This window comes from Shewanella sp. SNU WT4, assembly GCF_006494715.1.
Lineage (GTDB): Bacteria > Pseudomonadota > Gammaproteobacteria > Enterobacterales > Shewanellaceae > Shewanella.
Genome location: NZ_CP041151.1, coordinates 3607312 through 3632261 on the forward strand (window position 1 = coordinate 3607312; position 24950 = coordinate 3632261).

Here is a 24950-nt window from a genome sequence, read left to right on the forward strand (position 1 = left end):
GCGCCACAGGCAGCCATTAATCTTGATGCTGGTGCTGAATCGTCCACAGCCGCGCGTAATGCCCCTTAAGCGCTAACAATTGTTGATGATGTCCTTGCTCTACAATCCGCCCATCATGCATCACTAAAATTCTATCAGCATCGACTATGGTCGATAACCTATGCGCTACCACTAAGGATGTACGCTTACGCGCCACCGCATTAATTGCCTGCAAAATCGCTTGCTCAGCGCCACTGTCTAATGACGATGTTGCCTCATCAAACACTAAAATCGGCGCCCCCTTTAAAATCGCCCGCGCGATAGCAACCCGCTGCTTCTCGCCGCCCGATAATTTCATGCCGCGCTCACCGACCTTAGTCGCCATCCCTTGCGGAATACTATTGATAAAGTGAGTCAAGTACGCCATATCGGCCGCATCTTTGACCTCATCATCACTTGCGTCCGGTCTGCCATAGCGTATGTTTTCTAAAATAGTGTCATTAAATAGCACGGTATCTTGCGGCACTATCGCTAATTGCTGCCTTAAACTGAGCTGACTTAATTCCCGAATATCCACACCACCGAGTAAAATTGCGCCGGCAGAAACATCATAAAAACGAAACAAGAGTTTAATCAGGGTTGACTTGCCTGCGCCCGAATCGCCAACCACGGCGACTTTAGTGCCTAGCGCTAATTCAAAACTGACATCATCTAATAAGCGCTTATCACCATAGCTAAAACTTACACGGTCAAACTTGAGATGAGCCGCGCCAGAAGTGGCGGTAATAGCATTCTCTTTATCAACAATTTTTGGCGTTAAGGCTAATAAACCAAACATGCGCTCAATATTGGCTAAAGCGCCGCGAATTTCGCGATACACAAAGCCTAAAAAGTTTAATGGTAAAAACAGTTGCAACATGAAGGCGTTCACTAGCACAAAATCACCAATGTTCATCTTGCCAAGGGTGACGGCTTTGGCCGCCATAAACATCATAATCGTCATAGCCGCCGCAATGATCAGCGCCTGGCCACCGTTTAACACTAGCAGCGACAAGCGGTTATTTCTCTTAGCTATTTCCCACTGAGCTAGGGATTTATCGTATTGATTAGATTCATAGTGCTCATTGTTAAAATACTTAACCGTTTCATAGTTGAGTAAGCTGTCTATGGCGCGAGTATTGGTATTGGAATCAGCCACCGCGGCGTCGCGCACATAATCCGTGCGCCATTCTGTCACTACCACAGAAAAGACCCCGTAACCTGCCACAGCCAAGAGAATTACCAGCGCGAAATCAACGCCATATTTACTCCAGAAAATACCGATAACCACCACAATTTCAAACAAGGTTGGCACTATATTAAAAATCATAAAACGCAGTAAAAATGAGACGCCGCTGGTGCCCCGCTCAATATCGCGTGACAAACCGCCGGTTTGCCTATCGAGATGAAAACTTAAATCCAGCTGATGCAAATGATCAAATACTTTGCGGCCAAGGCGCCGAATAGCGCGCTCTGTCACTCGCCCAAACAAGGTGTCACGGATTTCACCTATGATGACTGACATAAACCGCAGCGCGCCATAACTCAACACTAAGGCCAGCGGCACCAGTAATAGGCCTTGTTCAGGAGTGAGACTTAAGGCATTCACTAAGTCTTTGAGCACAAAGGGCATGGCTATGGTGGCAAGTTTCGCCACCACTAAGCACGCCAACGCCAATAACACCCGACCTTTAAACTCTAATAAATATGGCCAAAGCAAACGTATTACTGACCAATGTAATTTATCTGGACGCGGATCTGTGGAAGTCACCGAGCGCATAAATATCCTTATCATAAAAGTTTAAAAATCGCGCAAACAAGGGAGCAACAGAGGTTATTAACTCGTTTTTGATTTCACAATCACAGTTAATTTGATACGATTTGCCTACCTAGCGTATACCAATTTAATACAAAAATAATGCTAGTGAGTACAAACAACAAAATAGAGTGAAGGAAAGTTATGTTAGACACAGCAAAAATTATGTATCCACCACTACCTCTGATTAAAACGTGGATTTGGATGATGCTAGAATCAGGTAATCCTGAAATTGAAGATAAAGGACGCAACAATTTAATCGCTTCATTCGGCAGCCTCGCAGAAGCTAACCGCTATTTAAGCGAGCAACAGCAGTAAACTCCCCAAGCATTTACCCTCAGGGAGTGAGGGTATGCTGATTACCCCCGCCCTGCGACTCGGCGAAATTGAATTCCATGAGCCAAAGATTTGATCACTTGTTCAGTTTCCTGCCAGCCGATACAAGCATCGGTAATACTCTGCCCATAGGTTAATTGATCAGGCGATTTAAGCTGCTGATTACCCGCGACTAAATTGCTTTCAATCATTACCCCTATGATGGCATCCTCACCTGCTGCCAACTGCGACACTATGTCATCAACCACCACTAATTGGCGCTTATAGTCTTTTTGACTATTAGCATGGCTGCAATCAATCATCACCTTAGGTGCTAATCCGGCGTCAATGAGTTCAGCTTTTACGCGGCTAACATCGGCGCGGCTGTAATTTGGCTCACGGCCACCACGCAAAATGATATGGCAATCAGGATTGCCCTTGGTGGAGACTATGGCGGAATGGCCAAACTTAGTCACAGACAAGAAGTGATGGGGCGCAGCAGCGGCGCCAATGGCATCTATGGCAATCTTAATCGTACCATCTGTGCCATTTTTAAAGCCCACGGGACAAGACAAGCCCGAGGCTAATTCGCGGTGAACTTGCGACTCAGTGGTGCGAGCGCCAATAGCGCCCCAACACATTAAATCAGCCACATATTGCGGAGTGATCATATCGAGATACTCACCCGCAGTGGGCATGCCACAGTCATTTAATTGCGCTAGTAATTGGCGCGCGGCGCGCAGGCCATCATTGAGCTGAAAACTATTGTCGAGATAAGGATCGTTAATTAGCCCCTTCCACCCCACAGTGGTGCGCGGTTTTTCAAAATATACCCGCATCACAATGTTCAAATCATCTTGATAACGCTGCCTTAATGCCAGTAATTTTTGGCCATATTCTAGGGCAGCCTTGGGGTCGTGAATTGAACAAGGGCCTATGACCACCAGCAGACGGTCATCATTACCGTTAAGAATTTCAGCAATGGCATGGCGCGTGGAATACACAGACGCAGATGCAGCTTCAGTGGCAGGAAATCGCTCAAGCACGGCAATCGGTGGCAGTAACTCTTTAACCTCATTGATGCGTACATCATCATTCTTAAAGTGCATGGCAAAACTCCGTTACGTGCAGCGACTAAACAACTATTGGCGCGCAGCAAATAACCACGCCAGTCTAGCAATCTAACCAGCAGACAATAACATTGCAACCCAGATATCTGACATCAATAGTTTTTTTCAAACCCCTTAGGCTTAATGCTTAGATTGCATATGACCAGAATTGGTCTACAAGTCAGTTGATTTAGTGCTCAATCAACATGAGTTAACGAGTCTAATTTAGCGCGATAGCGCTGCCGCTCTTTATCGTTAAGGCTCAATTGCAACGCCTTTTGAAGATAGTTTTGTGCTTGCTGTACTTGCCCTTGGCGAAAGTAACTTTTAGCAAGACCATGATAAAACTCAGGACGATAATCTGCCTTGCCTAACGCTCTTTGATACCAGTCTATCGCGCTATTGTAGTCGCCATCGCGATAGGCCTGCTCTGCCATATCAAAGTAATAAAAAGGGTTAGCAATTCTTGATAGCTCTATCTTTTGATGGATTTGCGCCCATTCATCGAGCCTGCCTTGAGATGACAATAATATCGCCAGATTATGCAGCAAGCTCATATCATCGGGTTCGAGTAAGCGACCATAGTGATAGGCAGTTTCCGCCTCTTTATCTAACCCTTGGTGGCGATAAATAAGCGCTAAGGTATTGATAGCAATAGCCAATGGATCGTGAGTCAAACTGAGTTTAATTAAGCGGTAAGCCTTAAGCGCATCATTATTAATTAAGGCTTCGGCGGCTAAATTATTATAAAACAAGGCCAATACCGTATTTTCCTGCACTTGATAATCCCGGTATTGGCGCATTGTGGCCTCAGGCAAAAAGTCTAACTGGATATCATCACTAAAATTAAGCCGATTAACGTCTTGCGGCGCGCTAAGGCGAATATTGATATGGCCATTGAGTAAATGAAATTGACCTTGTCTATCCCAATGGGGGCTGACTTCCACCACTTGATAAGTCACCGGAATATCGAGCACTTTTGCCATGCTCGATGCCAGAACCACCAGCGACATACAATTTCCTTGGCGACTTGCAAAGGTTTGCTCGGCGGTTTGAGTCACATAGCCATCGTAAGAAAAACGCCCCTTGCTAGTATCAAGCTCAGAGGCTAACCATTGATGCGCTTGAAAACGACTGCCCTTGCTAAGCTGCGCCTGACGCATGGCCTTAAGTAACGATTGTTGCGCGGCCTCGCTTAAGGCAAACACTTGTTCTGGAGTTGGTATTGGGGTTTCAATCGCTGTTGCCGCAGAACTTGCATGAGAAGCATCTGGCGCCGCAACAATTAAGGCATCATCAATCAGTAACGTGCGCCACGATGGCACAATTGGCTCACTCGCGCATCCCACCAAAACGCCAACCATAAGCCAGTGAATTAACCATAAGCGCGAGAAGTATTGCATGACTCATTCCTCCATAGCCCTCTTTTGACTATAGAAGAAAACCCGCTTAAGGGGCGGTAACCTCAGGCGCTGGAATACCGATATAAAGCTCTTTGCCTTGATATTGATAAGGGCGATAAAATTGCTGACCGCATTGGTAATCCCTGTTGGCACTATTGTGGCTGCTGGCTCTTGGCTCAGGTCGGCGCGGCGCGACTAACACGCAATTGATAGGTAAGTCCTGCAAAATTTTTAACTGCCGCTCAAAGGCAAGCGTCTGTTGCCACTGCTTTTCTTCTCGCAGGGCATTTCTTACGGCAAAGGCATCAAAAGGCTCAGTCGCATCATGCACTACCACTTTGCCTGCATAGGCAGTGCTACTTGCCAGCGCTGCCATGGCCACTAACACAATAACCGCTAATACCATGAAAGCCGCTTGCCGCATAAATGCAGCACCACCAACCACTAACGGCTTATGCTTGGGCGCACTAAATTTACACTTAAGCGTATGGTTAAACATACCTTTCCTTGGCATAAGTTAACTCCTAACTGTTTATGGGCTAATCACTTATGACTAATCAAAAACAAGGCAACCATTAGGGTTGCCTTAGTGATAAAAGCCTTACTATTAACAGTTTAGCTTAATGGCCATTTTTTATAGAAATGAACTCAGGGTAAGCATCTACGCCGCAATCCGAGGCATCCATGCCATGGTATTCCTCTTCTTCTGACACGCGAATGCCCATGGTTTGCTTTAACAGCCACCACACCAATAATGAGCTTGAAAACACCCAAGTAAAAATCACTAAGGCGCCCAGTAATTGCTTCACCACAGTGGCATCAGTATTAGATAAAGGCACTAACATTAAGCCTAAAAATCCTGCGACTCCATGCACTGAAATCGCGCCCACAGGGTCATCGATTTTAAATCTATCTAGCATCACGATAGAGAATACCACTACGCCGCCGGCGACTATGCCGATACATGCCGCCAATAATACTGAAGGCGATAGAGGATCGGCTGTAATCGCCACTAATCCTGCTAACGCGCCGTTTAAAATCATGGTGAGATCAGCTTTGCCCCAAATAAGCTTGCACACTATTAAGGCCGCAATCGAGCCAAAGGCTGCCGCTGAGTTAGTATTGACAAAAATCTTAGCCACAGCGCTGGCGTTACTGGCATCACTGATTGCCAGCTGCGAGCCACCATTAAAGCCAAACCAGCCCATCCATAGAATAAAGGTGCCTAACGTAGCTAAAGGCAAGTTAGAACCAGGAATAGGATTCACTTGACCATTGGCGCCGTATTTACCTTTACGAGCGCCCAGTAATAACACCCCAGCTAAGGCTGCTGATGCGCCAGCCATGTGCACTATGCCGCTGCCCGCAAAATCCACAAACCCCATGGCAGACACAAAGCCTTTACCCCAAGTCCAGTAACCTTCTACCGGGTAAATGACTGCTGTCATAAATACGCAAAAGATTAAAAAGGCCCATAACTTCATGCGCTCAGCCACAGCGCCAGACACGATTGAGGTCGCCGTTGCCACAAACACCACTTGAAAGAAAAAATCCGATTCAAGCGCATGACCAAGCTCACCACTCTCTTCACCAATCAAGCTGCCAAAACTCGGTAACCAACCGCCCGCTTGGTTATCGACATACATAATGTTGTAACCCACCAGCAAGAAGGTGATACAAGCAATTGAATATAAACACAGGTTTTTAGTTAAAATTTCAGTGGTGTTTTTAGAGCGCACTAAGCCTGCTTCGAGCATGGCAAAACCGGCCGCCATCCACATAACTAACGCGCCCGATATCAATAAGTAAAAGGTATCTAACGCATATTTTACTTGGGTCAGGCTTAAGCCCAATTCGGTTAATTGTTCCATGATCATTCCCCTTACAAAGCGTCGCAGTCGGTTTCACTGGTGCGGATACGGATCACTTGCTCAAGTGAGGTGACAAATATTTTGCCATCGCCAATCTTGCCGGTGTGCGCCGCCGCTATGATGGCCTCAATTAAATGATCAACATTTTCAGTGCGAGTGGCTATTTCAAGTTTCACCTTAGGCAGAAAATCCACTTGGTATTCGGCGCCGCGATAAAGCTCAGTATGTCCTTTCTGCCGACCAAATCCTTTAACTTCAGTGACCGTCATGCCTTCAATGCCAAGGCTAGCAATGGCTTCGCGTACATCATCTAATTTGAAAGGTTTAATAATTGCAGTAACTAGCTTCATCGTTATCTCCACTATCATGGATTGATTGCTGATAACTATGCACTTCAAACCTTAGGCCAAGTATGCAACGCCATGTTTTATAATGAGTTAGTCGTTTTTAGTCGGTAAATAATGCCAACTTACGCACTAAATGTGTGCGTTTATTAAACACTTGCACCCATTTCGAGCAAGGTGCACACTCAGGTAAATTCATTGTGGGAGTAACACTATGTTGCAGTTAGATAAATGCGTATTGGCCTTAATCGATGTGCAAGGCAAATTGGCGCAAAGCGTGCGGCACTCCAAAGAGTTGCATCACAAATTACAACAGGCTATCAGTGCTTGGTCTGTGTTCGACCGCCCCTTATTATGGGTCGAACAACTACCCGATAAGCTTGGCCATACCAGTGAGGTGCTGCAGCCATTATTGAGCCACTATGCGCCTGTGATAGCCAAGCAGCATTTCAGCGCTATGGCCAATGCGGAATTTGTTGAGCGCTTACAGGCAAGTGCTTGCAAGCAAGTCGTATTGGCTGGCATTGAAACCCATATTTGCGTCTATCAGACGTGTCGCGATTTAATTCATGCGGGGTTTGAAGTGTTTATTTTGGTTGATGCCATGTCATCGCGTAACAAACAAGATTATCTGGTCGGCATTCAAATGATGCAGGCCTTAGGCGCTAAGCTGCATACGGTTGAATCTATGGTGTTTGAGTTGCAGCATGAAGCCACAGGCGAGAGATTTAAGCAGCTACTTAAAATCATTAAGTAGTGGCTAAACGCTTTACATCAGGCATAAAAAACGCCCAGCACAGCTGGGCGTTTTACTTTATTAGTCAATATTATTTGTAAGTTGCTTCACGCGCTTTGGCTTCAGCATCCCACTTAGGCAGGATTTGTTGCTTGAACAGCTCTTTCTCTGCCTTCATCGCTTCCATATCCATCCCCAGAGCCGCTTGTGCATTGGCTTTGGTAGAGATGTCTGGCATAGCTACTGGTTGCTTCACGCCTTTAGTCGCTAACAGTTGCGCTAACTTAACGCGAGCATCAGCCGCTTTATCTACTGCTGAGCCTAATACGCTTAAGGCTTCTTCAGGAGCGTGCGCTGCAACGCCGTGTGAGGCGATAGCATAATCCCAGCGCCACTGAGCGTGACGGATATCTTTAAGGATTGGCGCCATTTCTGCATCAGTCGCACCCGCTTTCCAAGCCGCCGCCGCTTCAAAGTGAGCTTGAACTAATTGCTTCTCAGCTTTCAGTTGTAACTCTTTCACTTTGGTTTGACGCTCTTTAGTCAGGTTTTCCATGAAGGCCTTGTCTTGAGTATGACAAGTACCACAGGTTTCCTCGAAGCGATCAAATGGGTTACCCACTTTATGGTCGGTAAACTTACGGCCATTTTCAGCAGTCACTTTTGGCATATGACAAGCAGTACAGCTGACATTGTTTTTACCGTGAACACCAGCTTTCCAAGTTTCATACTCTGGGTGCTGCGCTTTTAACATTGGCGCCTTAGATAAGGCGTGAGTCCAATCGCTAAATTCGATGGCATCGTAATAAGCTTCCATGTCAGCAACGGTTGTGCCTTTATCCCATGGGAATTTAACAAAGCCTTTGTTATCGCCTTTCGCTTCGAAATAGTATTCAACGTGACACTGACCACACACCATAGATTGCTTGTCAGCACGAGAGGCTTCTGCAAATGGGGTATCTAGAGCTTCAAGGGCGCGCTCAGCAAATGGACGAGCGACACGTAATTTTGGTGAGCCTTTTTCATGGCAATCGCTACAACCGATAGTATTAGCGATTTCAGCGCCGCCACTACCTAATTTACCTTTGAAATAACCGTCTTCACCTTGCTCTTCAATCATGCGCGGCACGTCTGGACTCTTACAGCTCCAACAAGCCATCGGCATAGGGCCATCGGTATCTGTCATAGGTCCGCCGATACGCAAAGAATTACGAACATCGGTAATGGCATAGACGTGACCACGAGCCTTGTTATAGTCTTTGGCAAAACCATAACCTGCCCATAAGATCACTAAATTAGGGTCTTGCGCCAGTGCATCGACAATTTCAACGCTTTCACTGGTCTGGTGCCAAGTTTCATATTGATTCTTGAACTTGTCTTTATAAACTTCATTACGCGGTTCAGTCTTATCGCTGGCCATGGCCCCTGCCGCCATGAAACAGCCGGCAACTACAGCGCTTAACGCAAATAATTTACCTTTGCTCATCATCTTCTCTCCCATCTTATTGTATTCCACCTTAAAGGTGTCTTCTAAAGGCAAAAGTAGATGAATAACCAAACTAAAAATATACTCATAAGGGAGTATACTAAAAGAAGTATGCGCTAGATCAAAAAGCCAATGTGTCGCCGATCACAATTTTCACAAACAGTTAACTTCTTAAGTGATTGCTAATATTTAAAACACGCATTTTTTGTACGCTTTTCATTTTCGCCAGACTCGTGGTCACTCAACTTGATGTAGCTCTAAAGTATGCATATCCTAGAGCCCTGTTTTCGTCATCTGACTTTTCATGAAACAACATAGTCTCACGTCCACCATTTTAAACTTGATGATGGTCTGCATTTTACTGTCGAGCGCTCTGGCCTGTTTTGCCTTAGTAAACTTAAGCTATAGCCTAGGTGATGCTAAAGCCATTAACGCTTCAGGCTCGTTAAGAATGCAAAGCTACCGCTTACTTTTTTTTGCCAATGCCGGCAGTGATAAACTGCAAGCCAATATCGATGAATTTGAGAAAACCTTACATTCAGAGGAATTACGGCAATTAATTGATTGGTCTTCTACCCAAGCCTTGGCAGACCAATACAATCTGGTTATCTCTAAATGGCAGCAAATGCGCCACTTTGCTGCCAATGAGAATTCCAGAGCTTATAGCCAGTCGCTGCAAAACTTTGTGGCAAGCATAGATTTACTGGTGCGAGAAATGGAGCAGCACGCCGAATTTAAGCTCAAGCTCCTAGCCATTACCCAAGTGATTGGGCTCGGTATTATGTTGCTATTAACGTTACTCGCCGTACGCTATACCCGTAAAAAAGTGGTGGGGCCGTTACAAGCCATGATGGATGCCGCTAACGCTATTTCTAAAGGTCAATTTAAGGCACCTATGCCGCAATCTGACTTTATTGAACTGAGTTCACTAGGTGACGCACTATCGAGCACTGCTGACAAATTATACAAGCTATATCAAGGACTTGAACATCAAGTCACTGAAAAGACCATTGCCTTAAGTAAGGCCAATAATGAACTTAGTTTTCTATACGATACCTTGTGGATTTTGCATACCCATAAGTTTGATTTTAATGCGATTAAGCAAGCTATTACTCAGTTGAAGACGCAGGAAGACTTTATTGGCGTGCAGTTAGTCATTTATGATGGCAAGCAGAACATTACCTTAGGGGATAGTAATCTGAGCTTATACGCTCAACGTCATGATTTCCCATTAGATTTTGAAGGGGTGCAACTTGGCAGCTTACATGTTTATTGCGAGCATGAACCCAATCAAGCCTTATTGACTAACTTTGCGATGATGTTGGCTCGCACCTTAATCATTAAACAATTAGATGATAAACAGCAGCAACTGGCGTTATTAGAAGAGCGCGGCATTATCGCGCGCGAATTGCATGATTCTTTAGGCCAAGTCTTGGCCTTTTTGAAAATCCAAATTAGCCTCCTCAGTAAATCACTCAAAAAAGAAGTGCACAGCGATTTAATCGATAGCCAGCTGCAAGAAATCAATGATGGCATTAATACCGCTTATGGCCAATTACGCGAACTGCTATCAACCTTCAGGCTCACCATCAGCGACCCCAATTTAGGTAATGCAATTGATGCAGTCATTAAGCAATTGCAAAGCCAAACCACGGCAAAAATAACAGTGGATTATCAACTCACCACTCAGCAAATTAACAGTAATCAGCATATTCATATCATTCAAATTACTCGTGAAGCTGTGCTAAATGCGATTAAGCATGCCAAGGCTGACAACATAACAGTGAGGGCTAACATGACTGAGGATGAGATCTACATCCAAATTGATGATGATGGCATAGGAATTGATCACGTTCGCGAGCGGGATCACCATTTTGGCCTTAGTATTATGCAAGAGCGCGCCGCAAAGTTAAGTGGTGTGGTAGAATTTCGGACTAACAATTCTGGCGGAACCTGCGTCAGTTTGCGCTTTCCCTCTCAGGAGTTTGCTTCATGAGTAAGCCTTATTCAGTCTTGGTGGTCGATGACCACCCCCTTTTACGTCGCGGTATTTGTCAGCTGATCGCCTCAGATGATGATTTCACCTTATTTGGTGAAGCGAGCGGTGGCTTGGAAGCCCTGAATCTTTTGCAAACCCAAGAGCCGGAAATTATCTTGCTCGACTTAAACATGAAAGGCATGACCGGCCTAGATACCCTTAACGCCCTGCGTCAAGAAGGTATTACTGCGCGGATTGTCATCTTGACCGTCTCTGACGCTAAATCTGATGTGTTAAAACTGCTGCGCGCTGGCGCTGATGGCTATTTGCTGAAAGACACTGAGTCTGATTTACTCCTGGAACAACTCAAGCAAGCCATGCAAGGCCATAGGGTCATCAGTGAAGCGATTCGTGATTATCAATATGAACCACTGCTGCCAAGTGAAGAAGACTGGATTGCACAGCTTACGCCAAGAGAGTTGCAGATTTTGCAGGAACTTGCTGAAGGCCAGAGCAATCGCGATATTTCAGAAAGACTGCATATCAGCGAAGGCACGGTTAAAGTTCACGTTAAAAATTTACTGCGTAAAGCCAATGCTAAATCTCGCACTGAGATGGCAGTGCGCTACCTCAATAATTAGCCTGCGCGCTAATTATCAGTAATGGCTTAACTGCGTAACAGTAACCAAGGTTGTTGCCTTGGTTACTCTTATTGCAATGCCAGCCAAACAATTAATTGTTTTTATTCAGTAAATTTAAGCTACTCACTTCGTAATTGACGCCGCAATACTTTACCGACCGTACTTTTAGGTAATTGCTCAACAAAGTCGATGATTTTAGGCAATTTATAGGCGGTTAACTGCTGAGCGCAAAAGTCTTTAATCTCACGCTTTAACTCATCGCAAGCAGCCGTTTCTGGCGTTAAGACAATCACAGCGCGCACCGCTTCACCGCTTTTATTATCATGAACGCCAACCACAGCGCACTCAAGTACCTTGGGATGCGAAGATAAAATCCCTTCCACTTCATTAGGGTAAACATTAAAGCCCGATACGATAATAATGTCTTTAATGCGATCAACTATGGTGTGCATGCCATTAGCATCAGCAATGGCGATATCCCCAGTTCTAAAAAAACCATCTACCGTCATAACATCTGCGGTTTCTTTAGGGCGCTGCCAATAGCCTTGCATCACTTGTGGTCCTTTGACGGCAAGCTCCCCCGCTTCCCCTAAAGCGACTTCAATACCCTCGCCATTAAGAATACGAACTTCGGTTCCAAGTACTGGCCGACCAATAGTGCCAAGTACTTCTTTGCCTGGGCAATTGAGCGACACTACCGGGGATGTCTCAGATAAACCATAACCTTCACTAATCGAGCATCCCGTCGTGGCTTGCCACAGTTTGGCTGCAATTGGCGTTAATGCTGCGCCGCCAGAAATAGTGAGTTTAAGCTGGCTAAAATCTAAGCTTTTAAAGCTTGGGTGATGGCATAAACCGACGAACAAGGTATTGATGCCAGCAAAGCCAGTGAACCTGTATTTAGCCATAGTGGCAATTAACGCTGGAATATCGCGCGGATTAGGAATTAATACCGAGCAACCGCCTTGCTCAAAATACAGGACTAGATTCACCAAAAAGGCGTAGATATGATAAATCGGCAAAGGAGCAATAAAAATCTCTTCACCCGCAATAATGCGCCCGCCCAAGCGCGAATGACACTGCCAAGCATTAGCCAGCAAATTACCATGACTTAGTATGGCGCCTTTAGAGATACCCGTGGTTCCGCCGGTATATTGCAGCGCCGCGATATCACTGCTTTGACTATCCACAGCTTGATATTCCAGAGTGGCACCAATGGATAGCATCTTCAGCAATTCAATATTTTTAATCCCAGTTTTGGGCTGCACCTGTGGGCTAATCAAATCCAGTGCGTGCGTCGAAATGACATACTCAATTGCCGTGTTATTAACGACTTTAGCTAAGGTCGGCAGCAAGTCCGACAACACGACTAAGGCCTTAGCCCCTGAGTCATTAAATTGATGAGTCAATTCACGCTCTGTGTATAAAGGATTAGTGTTGACTAAGATTAAGCCAGCTCGCAACGCGCCAAAGGCTGCAATCACAAACTGAGTGATATTGGGTAATTGAATGGCAATTCTGTCACCCGGTTTGAGCTGAGTGTTATGTTGCAGATAAGCCGCAAAATGTCGAGAGTCACGCTCAATATCACTGAAGGTGAAGGTTTTACCTAAGCAGGCAAACGCTGTGTGCTCGGCATAGCGTTGACATGATATTTCTATCATATCGACCAAAGACTTATATCGTTCTTGCACTAACTGATGGCAAATATCAAATTCCATAAGGCTATCCGAACCAAGGTGATTTTGAGTACAGCATAGGGGGATAATTAAGCAGAGGTCAATGAATTTTCAAGGGTTTATCCCCGATTGACATACACGTCAGTCAATCGGGGAAATTAAGATTGACTGCGCCAGCAAGTCAACCAAGCTCCTTGCAGAGCAAGGGTGGTTTCTAAGCGCTGAAGTTTAAGGAGAAATCGCAACATCGTCAGGCAAATCAAATTAATTCGCAGCTTCCATCAGTTAACTTTATCTCACTGCAGTCATCCTTGACTGCCATCAGCGCATGTCAAAACCATCTACGGGAACTTCAAAGTCTACACACATAAAATAACATGTGCATAACCTTGTGGAAAAATATGTACAAAAGTTGTACCGACTGTAAATAACTATCGGCAAACCTGTGAATTTATGAAGTTAAAGCAAGATGATGACAAGAATATGACAGGCTAAAACTTACCCACAAGTAGTACTTATGTGCCACTTGTGGATAATTCATCAGTTAAATATCGAAATGCAAACCACACTCACGGCCGAGGCCATTGAAACGAGTATCTTCCTCAGCCATACCGGCGCTAAGGGGTTGGCTTGAATGCCAATCGCCAACTGACACATAGCCTTGCTCCCACAAAGGGTGATACGGCAAATCATGCAAAGTTAAATATTCATGCACTTGCTTATTGCTCCAATCAATCACAGGCAAACACTTAAAGCGCCCCGCTTGAATGGCTAACACGTCTAAATGACCACGGGTACTGGATTGAGTACGGCGTAAACCCGCGTACCAAGTTTGCACTTGATGTTCCTTTAAGGCGCGCTCCATAGGCTCCACCTTATTAAGGCGGTTATATTGAGTTAACCCCGCTTTGCCTTGCTGCCATAACTGACCAAAACGCGCTTCTTGCCACGCTGGTGATAACTCAGCGCGCACTACGTGCAAGTTAAGCTGAAGCCGAGCTTTTAAGGTATCGATAAAACGGTAAGTCTCAGCAAACAAATATCCGGTATCTGTCAGTAATACGGCAATATCAGGCTGAGTGCGGGTTAATAAATGCAGCATTAACGCCGATTGAATACCAAAGCTTGATGATAACGCCTGGGTTTGTGGCAAATACTGCTGCGCCCACGCAAGACGCGAACTCACGTCCATGCGCGCCAGCTCTTGATTGATAACCGCCAAATGCTGCGCTTGTACTTCAGTCTCTTGACTAAGAAGCCAAGAGACTTGCTCGGGGTCGTGCCAATGAATGTGATTAACCATGAAAATCCCTCGCAGCATCAACAACGGCGCTCACGACTTGAGTGCGCACACAAAAATCACCAAAGCCTTCGTTTGTTTCGGCATTGCTTCGATACGCAGCAAACAAATCATTTAAAGTCGCAAGTATTTGCGCTTCATCAATGTTCTCTTGATGAAGCTTATTAAGGCGCGTGCCAGTAAAATTGGCGCCCAGATATAAGTTGTAACGCCCAGGGGCCTTACCCACTAAGCCAATTTCAGCAGCAAATGGGCGCGCGCAGCCATTAGGGCAACCTGTCATACGCACTACAATCGGCAATTGCCCTAAGCCATTGGCCAGTTGCAACTCATCAATCCTATCCATAAATTCTGGGAAATAGCGTTCAGCTTCCGCCATCGCCAGCGGGCAAGTTGGCAGCGCCACGCACGAAATCGAACGCGCGCGGCTTAAACTCAATTCATCACGCCACAAGCCATGCACTCTAGCAAGCTGCTCAATCACAGCTTTATCTTTACGAGCCACCCCAGCAATGATGATGTTTTGATTCGCCGTCATTCTAAAGTCGCCTTGATGAATAGTGGCGATGGCGCGCATACCTGTCATTAAGCGAGCGCTCGGGGTATCGATGATCCGCCCGCCTTCAATAAATAAAGTTAAGTGCCATTTATCATCAAGCCCTTGCACCCAACCATATCTGTCACCGCGATCGCCAATAATCACTTGGCGCGAGGGCGCAAAGGCTTTGCCAGCACGGCGCTCAACTTCGGCCTTAAAGGCCTCAAAGCCATGTTTATCTATGGTGTATTTTAAGCGCGATAATTTTCTATCTTCCCGATTGCCCCAGTCGCGCTGCACTGTCATGACAGCTTTAGCAAAGTCGAGGGTATCTTCGGCGTTAATAAAACCAAAGTCAGACGCTAGCCTTGGATAAGTGCGGTTATCGCCATGAGTAGTACCCATGCCGCCGCCCGCCACCAAGTTAAAGCCAATCAGCTTGTCGTTATCGGCAACCGCAATAAAACCCAAATCATTGGTATACACATCCACATCATTATCGGGCGGCACGGCTACGGCCATTTTAAATTTACGCGGTAAATAAGTGCTGCCATACACGGGTTCCACTGTCGTGTCTTCGCTCGATACTAGCATGTCTTGATCTAGCCAAATCTCAGCGTAAGCCTTGGTATGGGGCAGTAATTCATCGGATAAACGCTTAGCCCAGTAATAGGCTTGCTGATGCAAACTCGATTGCTGCGGATTAGGGTTACACATAACGTTGCGGTTAACATCGCCGCAAGCGGCAATCGAATCTAGGGCTTGTCTATCTAAGTCTTTAATTAAGGTTTTTAAATTACGTTTAGGAATGCCATGGTACTGAAACGTCTGGCGAGTCGTTAAACGTATGCTGCCAGATTCAGTAAGATCTGAGGCAATCTTATCCACGGCCAACCACTGTTCTGGGCTACAAATGCCACCAGCCACTCGCGCGCGCAGCATAAAGCTATATAAAGGTTCTAATTTCTGCGCCTTACGTTCTTGGCGCAAATCGCGGTCATCTTGCTGATAAAAGCCGTGAAACTTAATCAACTGTTGGTCGGCATCACTAAAGGCGCCGGTCAGTTGACTGGCCAAGCCTTGCTTAATCGTGCCGCGCAGATAGTCACTGTCAGCCTTTAGATATTCATTAATTGCTAATTTTTTCTCGCTCATCACAGACTTCCTTAACCTTAATAAACATCTTTTTGATAACGTTTTTGACTACGCAAATTATCGACATACTGCAACGCTTGCTCGCTCGATAATCCGCCGTGTTCTGCCACTAAGCTAAGTAAGGCTTGATGCACATCTTTGGCCATACGTTTTTCATCACCGCACACGTAAAAGTGCGCGCCCTCTTGTAACCATTGCCACACCTGCGCCCCTTGAGCTAACAATCTGTGTTGGACATACACTTTCTCTGCCTGATCGCGCGAGAAGGCCACATTTAAGCGGGACAATACGCCAGATTTAAGGTATTGCTGCCATTCGATTTGATATAAAAAATCTTGCTCAAAATGCGGATTACCAAAGAATAACCAGGCGCTGCCTTGCACTCCGCTGACGGCGCGCTCTTGCAAGAAGGCTCTAAAAGGCGCTACTCCGGTTCCTGGCCCCACCATAATGATTTTAGTGTCAGGGTTTGGCGGCAAACGAAAGTTATGATTGGCTTCCACATAAATCTTAATGGCTTGCTCGCCGGCGCTTTGGGCTAGAAAGTGCGAGGCGCCGCCAAATCTTGCCTTACCGTTACGATCATCTTGCACCACAGCCACAGTTAAATGCACTTCACTCCCGACTTCCAACTGGCTCGACGCTATGGAGTAAAGCCTTGGCGTCAGCGCGCGCAGGTTATCCACTAACGCCTGCGCGCTGATGGCGGCGGGATACTCAGTCATAATGTCAGCAAGTTGATGAGTGGCTAAATAAGTGCGCAGCTGATTTTTATCATCACTTAATGCAGTTAAGGTTTTTGACTCACTTAACTGCGCCCACCAAGCAATAGTGGCAGGCGTAAGCTGGGTGAGTTCTTTCTGAGTCAACAAGGCTTGCTGCACACTCACAGTGCTATCGCCCACTTGCACCAAAGCGCTGCCATCTAACTTGCCAAGCGCAACAATTTCAGACACTAATTCCAGATCATTACTAAACCACACCCCAAGGGCATCACCTGGCTGATAACTAATCTCAGACTCTCCTAAATCAATTTCAATATGGCGAATATCTTTGCTGGAATGTCGCCCGGTGATTTTCTGATTTAACAGTAATTGCCCTTGATAAGGCTGCGCCTTAGAAAATGCAGTCGCGCTTAGCGCTGAGGTTACGGCCACGCTCACAGCACTCGGCTTAGCGCCAGCTAATTCAGTTAATAAAGACAGTAATTGCTGCTGCCACTGATTAACCTCGGCTTGATAATCGACGTCGCAATCAAGCCTAGGCAACATTGCGCTGGCGCCTAGCTTTTGTAAACGCTCATCAAAGTCTTTACCGGTTTGGCAAAAGAATTCATAACTCGAATCACCAAGGGCTATCACCCCATAACGTAAGCCATCGAGTTTGGGCGCGCGGTTAGAGCCTAAAAACTGATGCAACTCAATGGCATCATCCGGCGCTTCACCTTCACCATGAGTGCTCACGACAACAACTAACCACTGCTCATTTTTTAATTGGCGCACTGAATAGTCAGCCATAGATAATAAAGTGACCGCTATGCCTTGGGCTGTAATGACTTTGGCCATGTCTGTGGCTATAGCGCGGCTATTACCCGTTTGACTGCCATACAGCAAGGTCAATTTAGCGGATGCAGCACTTGCGCCCGCGGCATAAGTTAAGGTGTCTACGCTTGCTTGCTGGCAACTGGCCGCAAGATAACCGCTAAGCCAGGCTTGCTGTAATGGCGACAACTGAGTCGTCAACTGACTCACCAGTTGCTTTTGACTGTCGGATAATAAGGGCGAGTCTTGATGATTAAGTGTTAACAGCATAAGCAGGCTCGTAACATGAATGATTGGCCTAGCTTAGCGACTCATTAAAAAAGCAAAAAGAATAAAAGCTGCAATATTATTCTATTTGGCTATATGAATTGTTCATGATTTACGCTACAAAAGTGTGACTTAGAGCAAACCTTTTGTATGAGCGCAGGATAAAAACTCAAGTTCATTCAAATTATTCTTGCTCTAAAAGCTAGGCTTGCCACAATAAGTGAATTTTTGTGATGACACACACAAACCAAATAGAGGTGGTCCTTTGATTATTGGAATAGTGAGAGAAACTCTCGCCGGTGAGCGGCGAGTGGCGATGATCCCTGCGCAGGTAGCACAACTTGTTAAGAAACAGCATCAAGTTGTAGTTACTCAAGGTGCTGGTGAAGCCGCGGGTTTCAGTGATGCTGATTATCAAGCCGCCGGAGCCAGTGTACTGGCAAATAATTTAAGTGTTAGCCAACAGGCTGACATAGTTGCCGCCGTCAATGTGCAAGATGATGACTTAAGTCGCTTATGCGCTGAAGCTAAGCCATCACAAATCATCATAGGCATGATGGACCCGTTAATGAATGCCAAGGCGCTTAATGATGCCGCCGCTTCTGGAGTAACCACTATGGCGCTGGAATTAATTCCACGCATCACCCGCGCGCAAAGCATGGATGTTTTATCATCCATGGCAACCATTGCTGGTTACAAGGCCGTGATTTTAGCTGCCCATAAAGCGCCGCGCTTATTTCCTATGTTAATGACAGCCGCTGGTACCTTAAAGCCAAGTCGAGTGTTTGTGATGGGTGCAGGGGTTGCCGGTTTACAAGCATGCGCCACGGCCAAGCGTCTTGGCGGCGTCGTGGAAGCTTATGATATTCGCCCAGCGGCGCGTGAGCAGATTTTATCTGTGGGCGCGAAACCAGTAGAGCTTGACCTAGAAGCTGAAAACACTGAAACCGCCGGCGGTTACGCTAAAGAGCAAAGCGCTGAGTTTATAGCTAAGCAGCAACAAGCCATGAGCAAAGTATTATCAGTGCAAGATGTGGTAATCACTACCGCAGCGATTCCTGGTCGTAAGGCGCCTATCTTAGTGACTAAGGCTATGGTTGAAGCCATGAAACCTGGCACTGTGATTATCGACTTAGCGGCAGAAACCGGTGGCAACTGTGAGCTCACTCAATTAGGCCAAGAAGTGCAGCACAATGGCGTGCTGATTTTGGGCCCTAGCAATATCGCCTCATCTGCGGCTAACCATGCCAGCCAGATGTACGGCACTAACCTGTCAAATCTATTGAATTTATTGATAGATAAGCAAGGCGTGCTGCAGTTAAACCTTGAAGATGAAATCATTCGCGATACCTTAGTGACTCATCAAGGTGCGTTAGTTAACGAACGCCTGAAAGGCTTATTATCCTCAGTAGGAGCACAATAATATGGAACTGCTACTTCTTATCACCCTCTTTGTGGTGGCGGTATTTCTTGGTGTAGAACTTATCACTAAGGTGCCCCCGACTCTGCACACGCCATTAATGTCAGGCTCTAACGCTATTTCAGGGATTGCCATTGTCGGCGCACTGTTATCTGCCGGCAGCGAGCAAGGTATTTGGGTTAACATTTTTGGCTTTGTCGCCGTTACTTTAGCCACCATCAACGTGGTCGGTGGCTATATGGTCACCAACCGCATGCTGGCCATGTTCAAAAGGAAATAAGCCCAGATGAATATCACTATTATTTACCTCGCCTATTTGGTGGCGTCATGTTTATTCATTTTAGGTATCAAAGGATTAACTAAGCCAAGAACCGCAGTACGCGGCAATCAGTTATCAGCCTTAGGTATGTTAATCGCTGTAGTTGTGACCTTAGTTGATAAGAGCATCGTTGATTATCAATGGATTATTGCAGGCCTTGTGGTCGGTAGTGCTATTGGCCTCTTCATGGCTAAACGCATTCAGGTAACCTCAATGCCGCAAATGGTGGCCTTACTCAATGGTTTTGGTGGCGGCGCCTCGTTATTTGTCGCCTTAGCTAACTTTGTTGACCCGACGGCAGCCACCCACTTAGTGGCCTTAATTTCCATTGCGGCAACTGTAGTGATTGGCGGTGTGACCTTATCCGGCTCATTAATTGCCTTTGGTAAACTGCAAGAATTACTGTCTGGTAATCCTATTCGCATTCCAGGTAACAGCCTGATTAACGCCGCATTGTTAGTGGCAAGCTTAGTCTTGTCTGTGATGCTAGTGTTAGACCCAAGCAACCACGCATTGGTTTATAGCTTGATGGTTGTCGCTATTTTGCTCGGTATCTTCTTAGTACTGCCTATTGGCGGCGCGGACATGCCAGTAGTTATTGCCTTACTGAACTCATATTCAGGTATTGCAGCAGCCACTACTGGTTTCATCACAGGTAACACAGTACTGATAGTTTCTGGCGCGTTAGTGGGCGCATCTGGCATTATCCTGACGCAAATCATGTGTAAAGCCATGAACCGCAGCTTGTTTAACGTGTTGTTTGGCGTGATGGCTGAAGCGGGTGAAGTCGCCGATGCTGATGAAGTCTATGCCGGTAAAGTTAAATCTACCTCAGCGGAAGAAGTAGCCATGATGCTGGAAACAGCCACTAAGGTTATTATCGTGCCAGGTTACGGTTTAGCGCAGGCGCAGGCGCAGCACGCAGTGCGTGAATTAGCCTCAGTATTGCAAAAGCGCGGCACTGAAGTGACTTACGCCATTCACCCAGTGGCAGGTCGTATGCCAGGACACATGAACGTACTGTTAGCAGAAGCTGAAGTGCCATACGATCAACTGCTGGAAATGGATGAAGCGAACCCACAGTTTGAGCAAACCGATGTTGCCATTGTGATTGGTGCCAACGATGTGACCAACCCTATGGCGCGTGAAGACAAGGGCAGCCCAATTTATGGCATGCCAATTCTGAATGTCGATAAAGCGCGTAACGTCATTGTGGTTAAGCGCTCACTGAGCCCAGGCTTTGCTGGCTTACCTAACCCGCTGTTTGCCATGGATAACACCTTGATGTTATTCGGCGATGGTAAAAAGGCTATCGTGGAAGTGACCCAAAGCTTGAATGAAGCCGATTAATGGTGAATTCGCTTACGTTTGAGTTTAAAACCTAAGCAAACAAGCACAGACATGAATAATATCAAGCCGCTGTATTCAGCGGCTTTTTTTATGCCTGACACCTTCGCCAATAAAGACTAGTGAATAAATTCTTTAAACTCTTGCTGCCACTGTTGCAGTTCATCTGCCGACAAAAAATGCGCAAAGGTTGGCGCGAGTAAACGCCAAGCTTGCTCGCGCCGCCACCATAAATATTGGCTCAAGACTGGGCCCTTGTGCGGTGCAAAACTTTGAGATATTAAACTTTGCAGTTCACTTAATTCAGCCCTAGGTGGTAATCGCCAGTTAGAAGCTTCACTGTCAATAAAGCGCATAAAGCCGATAAAGGATGGATTTTGCCACGCTGACAGCGGCACCTCAGTTAATAAGCCATACAGCACAGGCACGCTCCAGTGCGATGCATTAGCCCTTGAATTTAATAAAGCTAAATTACGCCTATGGTATTGCTGCCAACCTAAACGTAAATCTCCAACATGCTGCACGCTGCGCCAAATGCTATAGATATCGGCCAAGGTCTCATGCTGAGTAGCCTCATGTTGAGCAATCTCATGCTGAACGGCTTCTTGCTGGCTTAGACTGGCGTGAGGCGCAAATGCCAAGGCTTCGGGCAACAGCCCCTCGTTTTGCATTTTTTCCACCAGCAAATGGCCAATTTCATGCCACTCACTCATTAGCGCTTGCTCGGTTAACGGCAATTGCCAATAGCGACCACGGCAATAAGTAGAGACTTCAGTGGGAATATTGTGTGGCGCTAATATGATCAAGCCAACATCTTGCTGAAACTTACTGCCGCCTTGTGTTGATGGCGGCAAACTCACACTGATACTCATGGCGCCATGCCATCCAAAACTTGCCAGCATCTCATCAACGCTCGGCAAGGCTTGCTGCCAAGGGCGTGGCAACTGCGCTAAACACAAGCTGAGCTCTTTAGCGGCGCATACTTTTACTTGCTGCGCGAGCCAAGTGTCGATATCCGCCTTATCTGAAGCAACAGACGCATTCGCTCCATCTCCAGCATGGGCGCATAAAAAAGGCGCCACAGCAACAGCGGGCGCCCATAGAAATAGTAATAGCGATATCAAGGCGCGTTGGCGCCTAGCTTGATAAGGGCTGCGAACAAACGCGCTTATCAAGCCAATACCATTATTGACGCGCCATAATGCGCTCAATGATCTTGGTGGTGGAAACCCCTTCTTCAAAGCACAAAACTTGCACTTGTCCACCTGCGGCTATCACTTCGGCGCCGCCAGCGATTTCATTCACTTTATAATCGCCGCCTTTGACTAATAAGTCTGGCAGTAAGCGCGCAATTAAACGCTGCGGCGTATCTTCAGTAAACGGCACGACCCAATCGACTGACGCTAAGCCTGCTAATACCGCCATGCGTCTATCGGTTGGATTAACAGGGCGTCCTTCGCCTTTTAAACGCTTAACCGAAGCATCATCATTTACTGCCACGATTAAGCGATCGCCAAGGGCGCGCGCTTGCTGCAAGTAGCTGACGTGGCCTGCATGCAAAATATCAAAGCAGCCGTTGGTTAATACTACTTTTTCACCGCGTAAACGCGCTTGCTCAAGGGCGTACATCAGCTGATCTTCACTGATAACTCCAAGACCAGATTCTTGCACTACAGCTAAGGCATTGATTAATTCAATGCGAGTAACGCTTGATGTTCCAAGCTTACCTACCACTATGCCAGCCGCAGTATTGGCTAAGGCGCAGGCTTTAGCTAAATCACTGCCCGCCGCTAACGCGCAGGCCAAGGTGGAAATTACTGTATCCCCTGCGCCTGTCACGTCATAGACTTCTTTAGCGACTGTGGGAATATGTAATTCCTGCGCGTCACGGGTAATTAAGGTCATGCCTTTTTCCGAGCGCGTCACTAATAATGCGGTAATATCAAAGGCAGCCAATAAGCCTTGCGCTTTGGCGACTAAGTCAGCTTCGTTAGTGACTTTACCAACCACAGCTTCAAATTCTGACATATTAGGAGTCAGTAAATACGCGCCGCGGTAACGCCCAAAATCACTGCCTTTAGGGTCGACTAACACTTTAACGCCCTTAGCATTGGCACTGGCAATCAGCTCAACCGGGTTATCAATAGCGCCCTTGGCGTAATCTGATAACAGCATCACCTGACAGGAATCAAGCTTAGCTTCGGCGCTCGCAGACAAGCATTGGCTATCGGCTTGACTGAACTTTTGCTCAAAGTCTAAACGGATAAGCTGCTGATTTCTTGATAAAATTCTAAGCTTGGTGATGGTGGGTTTGTCAGCAACCGTATGCCAATGGCTATCGACACCCACAGCATCTAAGGCGCGGGAGAGAATAGTGGCGTTATCATCATTACCGGTAAGGCCGCACAAAATGGCTTGGCCACCTAAGGTTGCAATATTGAGCGCCACGTTCGCCGCGCCGCCCGGTCTATCTTCAATTTGTTCAACCTGAACGACAGGGACGGGAGCCTCTGGAGAAATACGACCCGTCGGTCCCACCCAATATCTATCTAACATCACATCACCCACAACTAGCACGCGGGCTTGCTCAAAGGCTGGTAAGGAATGCTTCATAAGACTCTATATATAATTCAGAAATTAAACGTAATTGTACCTAATTTTCTAACAAAAATGCGTTAGTATAACGGCTAATTTTTGCCTAATTTGAGAGAATGCTGTGGTTGAACAAGCTAAATTCTCCGCCAAACTCCTGCATCCGCGCTTTTGGTTAGTGTGGTTTGGAGTGGGGATCGCGAGATTACTCCTACTATTACCCCTACGCTGGCAGATGAAAATCGGCGCCGCGATTGGGCGTCTTGCTATGAAATTCGTTAAAAGTCGCGTCAATATTGCCAAACGCAATATTGAGCTCTGTTTCCCCCAGTTAAGTCCATCAGAGCAAACAGCCCTGCTCACCCGTAATTTTGAAGAAACGGGCAAGGCCATCTTTGATACTGTGAGTGCTTGGTGGTGGCCAGACAGTAAAATTCATCGTCATATGCAGATTAACGGCCAAGAGTTTGTGGAAGAGGCGCGTGCCCAAGGCCATGGCGTTATTCTATTTGCTGTGCACTGCCTGCCGCTTGAGATGGGCGCACGTATTTTTGGGCAATTTCAACCTGGGGTTGGCGTCTATCGTCCCCATAACAACCCTGTGATTGAATACCTACAAGTCAAAGGGCGACTGCGTTCCAATAAGGCGCTAGTGCCTAAACGCGATATGCGCCAAATGGTGCGCAGCCTTAGAGCCACAGATGTTATCTGGTACACGGCAGATCAAGATTTTGGCCGTTCGAGCGCCATTTTTATTCCCTTTTTTGCGGTTAAAGACGCGGCGACCATCACAGGTGCTACGACCTTAGCCAAATTAGGTAAGGCCAAAGTATTACCTTTCTTTGTAGAGCGCAATCATGATGATAGTGGCTATAACATAGAAATAATGGCACCATTGACCGACTTTCCTGGTGAAAATGAAGTCGTGGATGCAACGCGCGGTAATCGTATCGTTGAGCAAATCATCAGTCGTAATCCGGCGCAATATATGTGGCTTCATCGCCGCTTTAAAACCCGCCCAGATATCGATACCCCTTCACTTTACCATTAACCCACTCGAGAGGATTAATTGCTA

At 46.4% G+C, this 24950-nt stretch carries 21 protein-coding genes; 8 read left to right on the forward strand and 13 right to left on the reverse strand.

The window, feature by feature from the left end:
* Positions 1–16: 16 nt before the first annotated feature.
* Positions 17–1798, reverse strand: a complete 1782-nt coding sequence (locus tag FJQ87_RS16390) for an ABC transporter ATP-binding protein/permease (RefSeq protein ID WP_140933525.1) — start codon at positions 1796–1798, stop codon at positions 17–19.
* A gap of 180 nt (positions 1799–1978) precedes the next feature.
* On the opposite strand from FJQ87_RS16390, the gene FJQ87_RS16395 reads away from it, so the two are divergent.
* Complete coding sequence (locus tag FJQ87_RS16395; protein WP_140933526.1) at positions 1979–2152, forward strand: hypothetical protein; 174 nt, start codon at positions 1979–1981, stop codon at positions 2150–2152.
* A gap of 41 nt (positions 2153–2193) precedes the next feature.
* Here the strand turns inward: FJQ87_RS16395 and aroG are convergent, their stop codons facing one another.
* From aroG to FJQ87_RS16420, 5 genes are all read right to left on the reverse strand, one after another.
* Complete coding sequence (gene aroG, locus FJQ87_RS16400) at positions 2194–3258, reverse strand: 3-deoxy-7-phosphoheptulonate synthase AroG (RefSeq protein ID WP_140933527.1); 1065 nt, start codon at positions 3256–3258, stop codon at positions 2194–2196.
* A 197-nt stretch (positions 3259–3455) separates the two neighbouring features.
* A complete protein-coding gene (locus FJQ87_RS16405; RefSeq protein ID WP_140933528.1) occupies positions 3456–4661 on the reverse strand; it encodes a tetratricopeptide repeat protein in 1206 nt (401 codons plus the stop codon).
* A gap of 46 nt (positions 4662–4707) precedes the next feature.
* The gene (locus tag FJQ87_RS16410) at positions 4708–5175 is read right to left on the reverse strand and encodes a hypothetical protein (RefSeq protein WP_240778754.1); all 468 of its coding nucleotides are present in this window, start codon (positions 5173–5175) and stop codon (positions 4708–4710) included.
* A gap of 106 nt (positions 5176–5281) precedes the next feature.
* Positions 5282–6532 carry an ammonium transporter gene (locus tag FJQ87_RS16415; RefSeq protein WP_140933529.1) on the reverse strand — a complete coding sequence of 417 codons (1251 nt, stop codon included), beginning with the start codon at positions 6530–6532 and terminating at the stop codon, positions 5282–5284.
* Between the two features lie 11 nt (positions 6533–6543).
* Positions 6544–6882, reverse strand: a complete 339-nt coding sequence (locus tag FJQ87_RS16420) for a P-II family nitrogen regulator (RefSeq protein ID WP_140933530.1) — start codon at positions 6880–6882, stop codon at positions 6544–6546.
* Between the two features lie 208 nt (positions 6883–7090).
* Between FJQ87_RS16420 and FJQ87_RS16425 the strand changes: the two genes are divergently transcribed.
* Positions 7091–7633 (forward strand): isochorismatase family protein, encoded by a 543-nt coding sequence (locus tag FJQ87_RS16425; protein WP_140933531.1) that lies wholly within the window; start codon positions 7091–7093, stop codon positions 7631–7633.
* Positions 7634–7703: 70 nt separating this feature from the next.
* Here FJQ87_RS16425 and nrfA read toward each other — a convergent pair whose 3' ends face one another.
* Complete coding sequence (gene nrfA, locus FJQ87_RS16430; RefSeq protein WP_140933532.1) at positions 7704–9101, reverse strand: ammonia-forming nitrite reductase cytochrome c552 subunit; 1398 nt, start codon at positions 9099–9101, stop codon at positions 7704–7706.
* Positions 9102–9402: 301 nt separating this feature from the next.
* Between nrfA and narQ the strand changes: the two genes are divergently transcribed.
* Both narQ and FJQ87_RS16440 read left to right on the forward strand, forming a co-directional pair.
* Positions 9403–11094, forward strand: coding sequence for a nitrate/nitrite two-component system sensor histidine kinase NarQ (narQ, locus tag FJQ87_RS16435; protein WP_140933533.1), 1692 nt, complete (start codon positions 9403–9405; stop codon positions 11092–11094).
* On the forward strand, positions 11091–11717 hold the full coding sequence (locus FJQ87_RS16440) for a response regulator (RefSeq protein WP_140933534.1): 627 nt from the start codon (positions 11091–11093) through the stop codon (positions 11715–11717). Before narQ ends, FJQ87_RS16440 begins: the two co-directional genes overlap by 4 nt.
* Before the next feature lie 119 nt (positions 11718–11836).
* Here FJQ87_RS16440 and FJQ87_RS16445 read toward each other — a convergent pair whose 3' ends face one another.
* The 4 genes from FJQ87_RS16445 to FJQ87_RS16460 form a co-directional block, all read right to left on the reverse strand.
* Positions 11837–13438, reverse strand: a complete 1602-nt coding sequence (locus FJQ87_RS16445) for an AMP-binding protein (protein ID WP_140933535.1) — start codon at positions 13436–13438, stop codon at positions 11837–11839.
* A gap of 502 nt (positions 13439–13940) precedes the next feature.
* Positions 13941–14699, reverse strand: a complete 759-nt coding sequence (locus FJQ87_RS16450; protein WP_140933536.1) for a phosphoadenylyl-sulfate reductase — start codon at positions 14697–14699, stop codon at positions 13941–13943.
* Positions 14692–16389 (reverse strand): assimilatory sulfite reductase (NADPH) hemoprotein subunit, encoded by a 1698-nt coding sequence (cysI, locus tag FJQ87_RS16455; RefSeq protein ID WP_140933537.1) that lies wholly within the window; start codon positions 16387–16389, stop codon positions 14692–14694. Before cysI ends, FJQ87_RS16450 begins: the two co-directional genes overlap by 8 nt.
* Positions 16390–16406: 17 nt before the next feature.
* Positions 16407–18200: an assimilatory sulfite reductase (NADPH) flavoprotein subunit gene (locus FJQ87_RS16460; protein ID WP_140933538.1), complete on the reverse strand. Its 1794-nt coding sequence runs from the start codon at positions 18198–18200 to the stop codon at positions 16407–16409.
* Positions 18201–18462: 262 nt separating this feature from the next.
* On the opposite strand from FJQ87_RS16460, the gene FJQ87_RS16465 reads away from it, so the two are divergent.
* Genes FJQ87_RS16465 through FJQ87_RS16475 form a run of 3 tightly spaced genes read left to right on the forward strand, consistent with a single transcriptional unit; the run spans position 18463 to position 21286 of the window.
* Positions 18463–19620 (forward strand): Re/Si-specific NAD(P)(+) transhydrogenase subunit alpha, encoded by a 1158-nt coding sequence (locus FJQ87_RS16465; protein WP_140933539.1) that lies wholly within the window; start codon positions 18463–18465, stop codon positions 19618–19620.
* Between the two features lies 1 nt (position 19621).
* Positions 19622–19897, forward strand: coding sequence for an NAD(P) transhydrogenase subunit alpha (locus FJQ87_RS16470; protein WP_140933540.1), 276 nt, complete (start codon positions 19622–19624; stop codon positions 19895–19897).
* Positions 19898–19903: 6 nt separating this feature from the next.
* Positions 19904–21286: an NAD(P)(+) transhydrogenase (Re/Si-specific) subunit beta gene (locus FJQ87_RS16475; protein WP_140933541.1), complete on the forward strand. Its 1383-nt coding sequence runs from the start codon at positions 19904–19906 to the stop codon at positions 21284–21286.
* Between the two features lie 116 nt (positions 21287–21402).
* Here FJQ87_RS16475 and FJQ87_RS16480 read toward each other — a convergent pair whose 3' ends face one another.
* Both FJQ87_RS16480 and hldE read right to left on the reverse strand, forming a co-directional pair.
* Positions 21403–22494, reverse strand: a complete 1092-nt coding sequence (locus FJQ87_RS16480; protein ID WP_140933542.1) for a hypothetical protein — start codon at positions 22492–22494, stop codon at positions 21403–21405.
* Positions 22469–23896 (reverse strand): bifunctional D-glycero-beta-D-manno-heptose-7-phosphate kinase/D-glycero-beta-D-manno-heptose 1-phosphate adenylyltransferase HldE, encoded by a 1428-nt coding sequence (hldE, locus tag FJQ87_RS16485; RefSeq protein ID WP_140933543.1) that lies wholly within the window; start codon positions 23894–23896, stop codon positions 22469–22471. Before hldE ends, FJQ87_RS16480 begins: the two co-directional genes overlap by 26 nt.
* 103 nt (positions 23897–23999) lie before the next feature.
* Between hldE and lpxL the strand changes: the two genes are divergently transcribed.
* On the forward strand, positions 24000–24926 hold the full coding sequence (gene lpxL, locus FJQ87_RS16490; RefSeq protein ID WP_140933544.1) for an LpxL/LpxP family Kdo(2)-lipid IV(A) lauroyl/palmitoleoyl acyltransferase: 927 nt from the start codon (positions 24000–24002) through the stop codon (positions 24924–24926).
* Positions 24927–24950 lie beyond the last annotated feature (24 nt).

Coding starts and splice junctions, on each gene's coding strand:
- FJQ87_RS16390 (WP_140933525.1), bottom strand. CDS start 1,798: ATGCGCTCGGTGACTTCCACAGATCCGCGTCCAGATAAATTACATTGG.
- FJQ87_RS16395 (WP_140933526.1), top strand. CDS start 1,979: ATGTTAGACACAGCAAAAATTATGTATCCACCACTACCTCTGATTAAA.
- aroG (WP_140933527.1), bottom strand. CDS start 3,258: ATGCACTTTAAGAATGATGATGTACGCATCAATGAGGTTAAAGAGTTA.
- FJQ87_RS16405 (WP_140933528.1), bottom strand. CDS start 4,661: ATGCAATACTTCTCGCGCTTATGGTTAATTCACTGGCTTATGGTTGGC.
- FJQ87_RS16410 (WP_240778754.1), bottom strand. CDS start 5,175: ATGCCAAGGAAAGGTATGTTTAACCATACGCTTAAGTGTAAATTTAGT.
- FJQ87_RS16415 (WP_140933529.1), bottom strand. CDS start 6,532: ATGGAACAATTAACCGAATTGGGCTTAAGCCTGACCCAAGTAAAATAT.
- FJQ87_RS16420 (WP_140933530.1), bottom strand. CDS start 6,882: ATGAAGCTAGTTACTGCAATTATTAAACCTTTCAAATTAGATGATGTA.
- FJQ87_RS16425 (WP_140933531.1), top strand. CDS start 7,091: ATGTTGCAGTTAGATAAATGCGTATTGGCCTTAATCGATGTGCAAGGC.
- nrfA (WP_140933532.1), bottom strand. CDS start 9,101: ATGATGAGCAAAGGTAAATTATTTGCGTTAAGCGCTGTAGTTGCCGGC.
- narQ (WP_140933533.1), top strand. CDS start 9,403: ATGAAACAACATAGTCTCACGTCCACCATTTTAAACTTGATGATGGTC.
- FJQ87_RS16440 (WP_140933534.1), top strand. CDS start 11,091: ATGAGTAAGCCTTATTCAGTCTTGGTGGTCGATGACCACCCCCTTTTA.
- FJQ87_RS16445 (WP_140933535.1), bottom strand. CDS start 13,438: ATGGAATTTGATATTTGCCATCAGTTAGTGCAAGAACGATATAAGTCT.
- FJQ87_RS16450 (WP_140933536.1), bottom strand. CDS start 14,699: ATGGTTAATCACATTCATTGGCACGACCCCGAGCAAGTCTCTTGGCTT.
- cysI (WP_140933537.1), bottom strand. CDS start 16,389: ATGAGCGAGAAAAAATTAGCAATTAATGAATATCTAAAGGCTGACAGT.
- FJQ87_RS16460 (WP_140933538.1), bottom strand. CDS start 18,200: ATGCTGTTAACACTTAATCATCAAGACTCGCCCTTATTATCCGACAGT.
- FJQ87_RS16470 (WP_140933540.1), top strand. CDS start 19,622: ATGGAACTGCTACTTCTTATCACCCTCTTTGTGGTGGCGGTATTTCTT.
- FJQ87_RS16475 (WP_140933541.1), top strand. CDS start 19,904: ATGAATATCACTATTATTTACCTCGCCTATTTGGTGGCGTCATGTTTA.
- hldE (WP_140933543.1), bottom strand. CDS start 23,896: ATGAAGCATTCCTTACCAGCCTTTGAGCAAGCCCGCGTGCTAGTTGTG.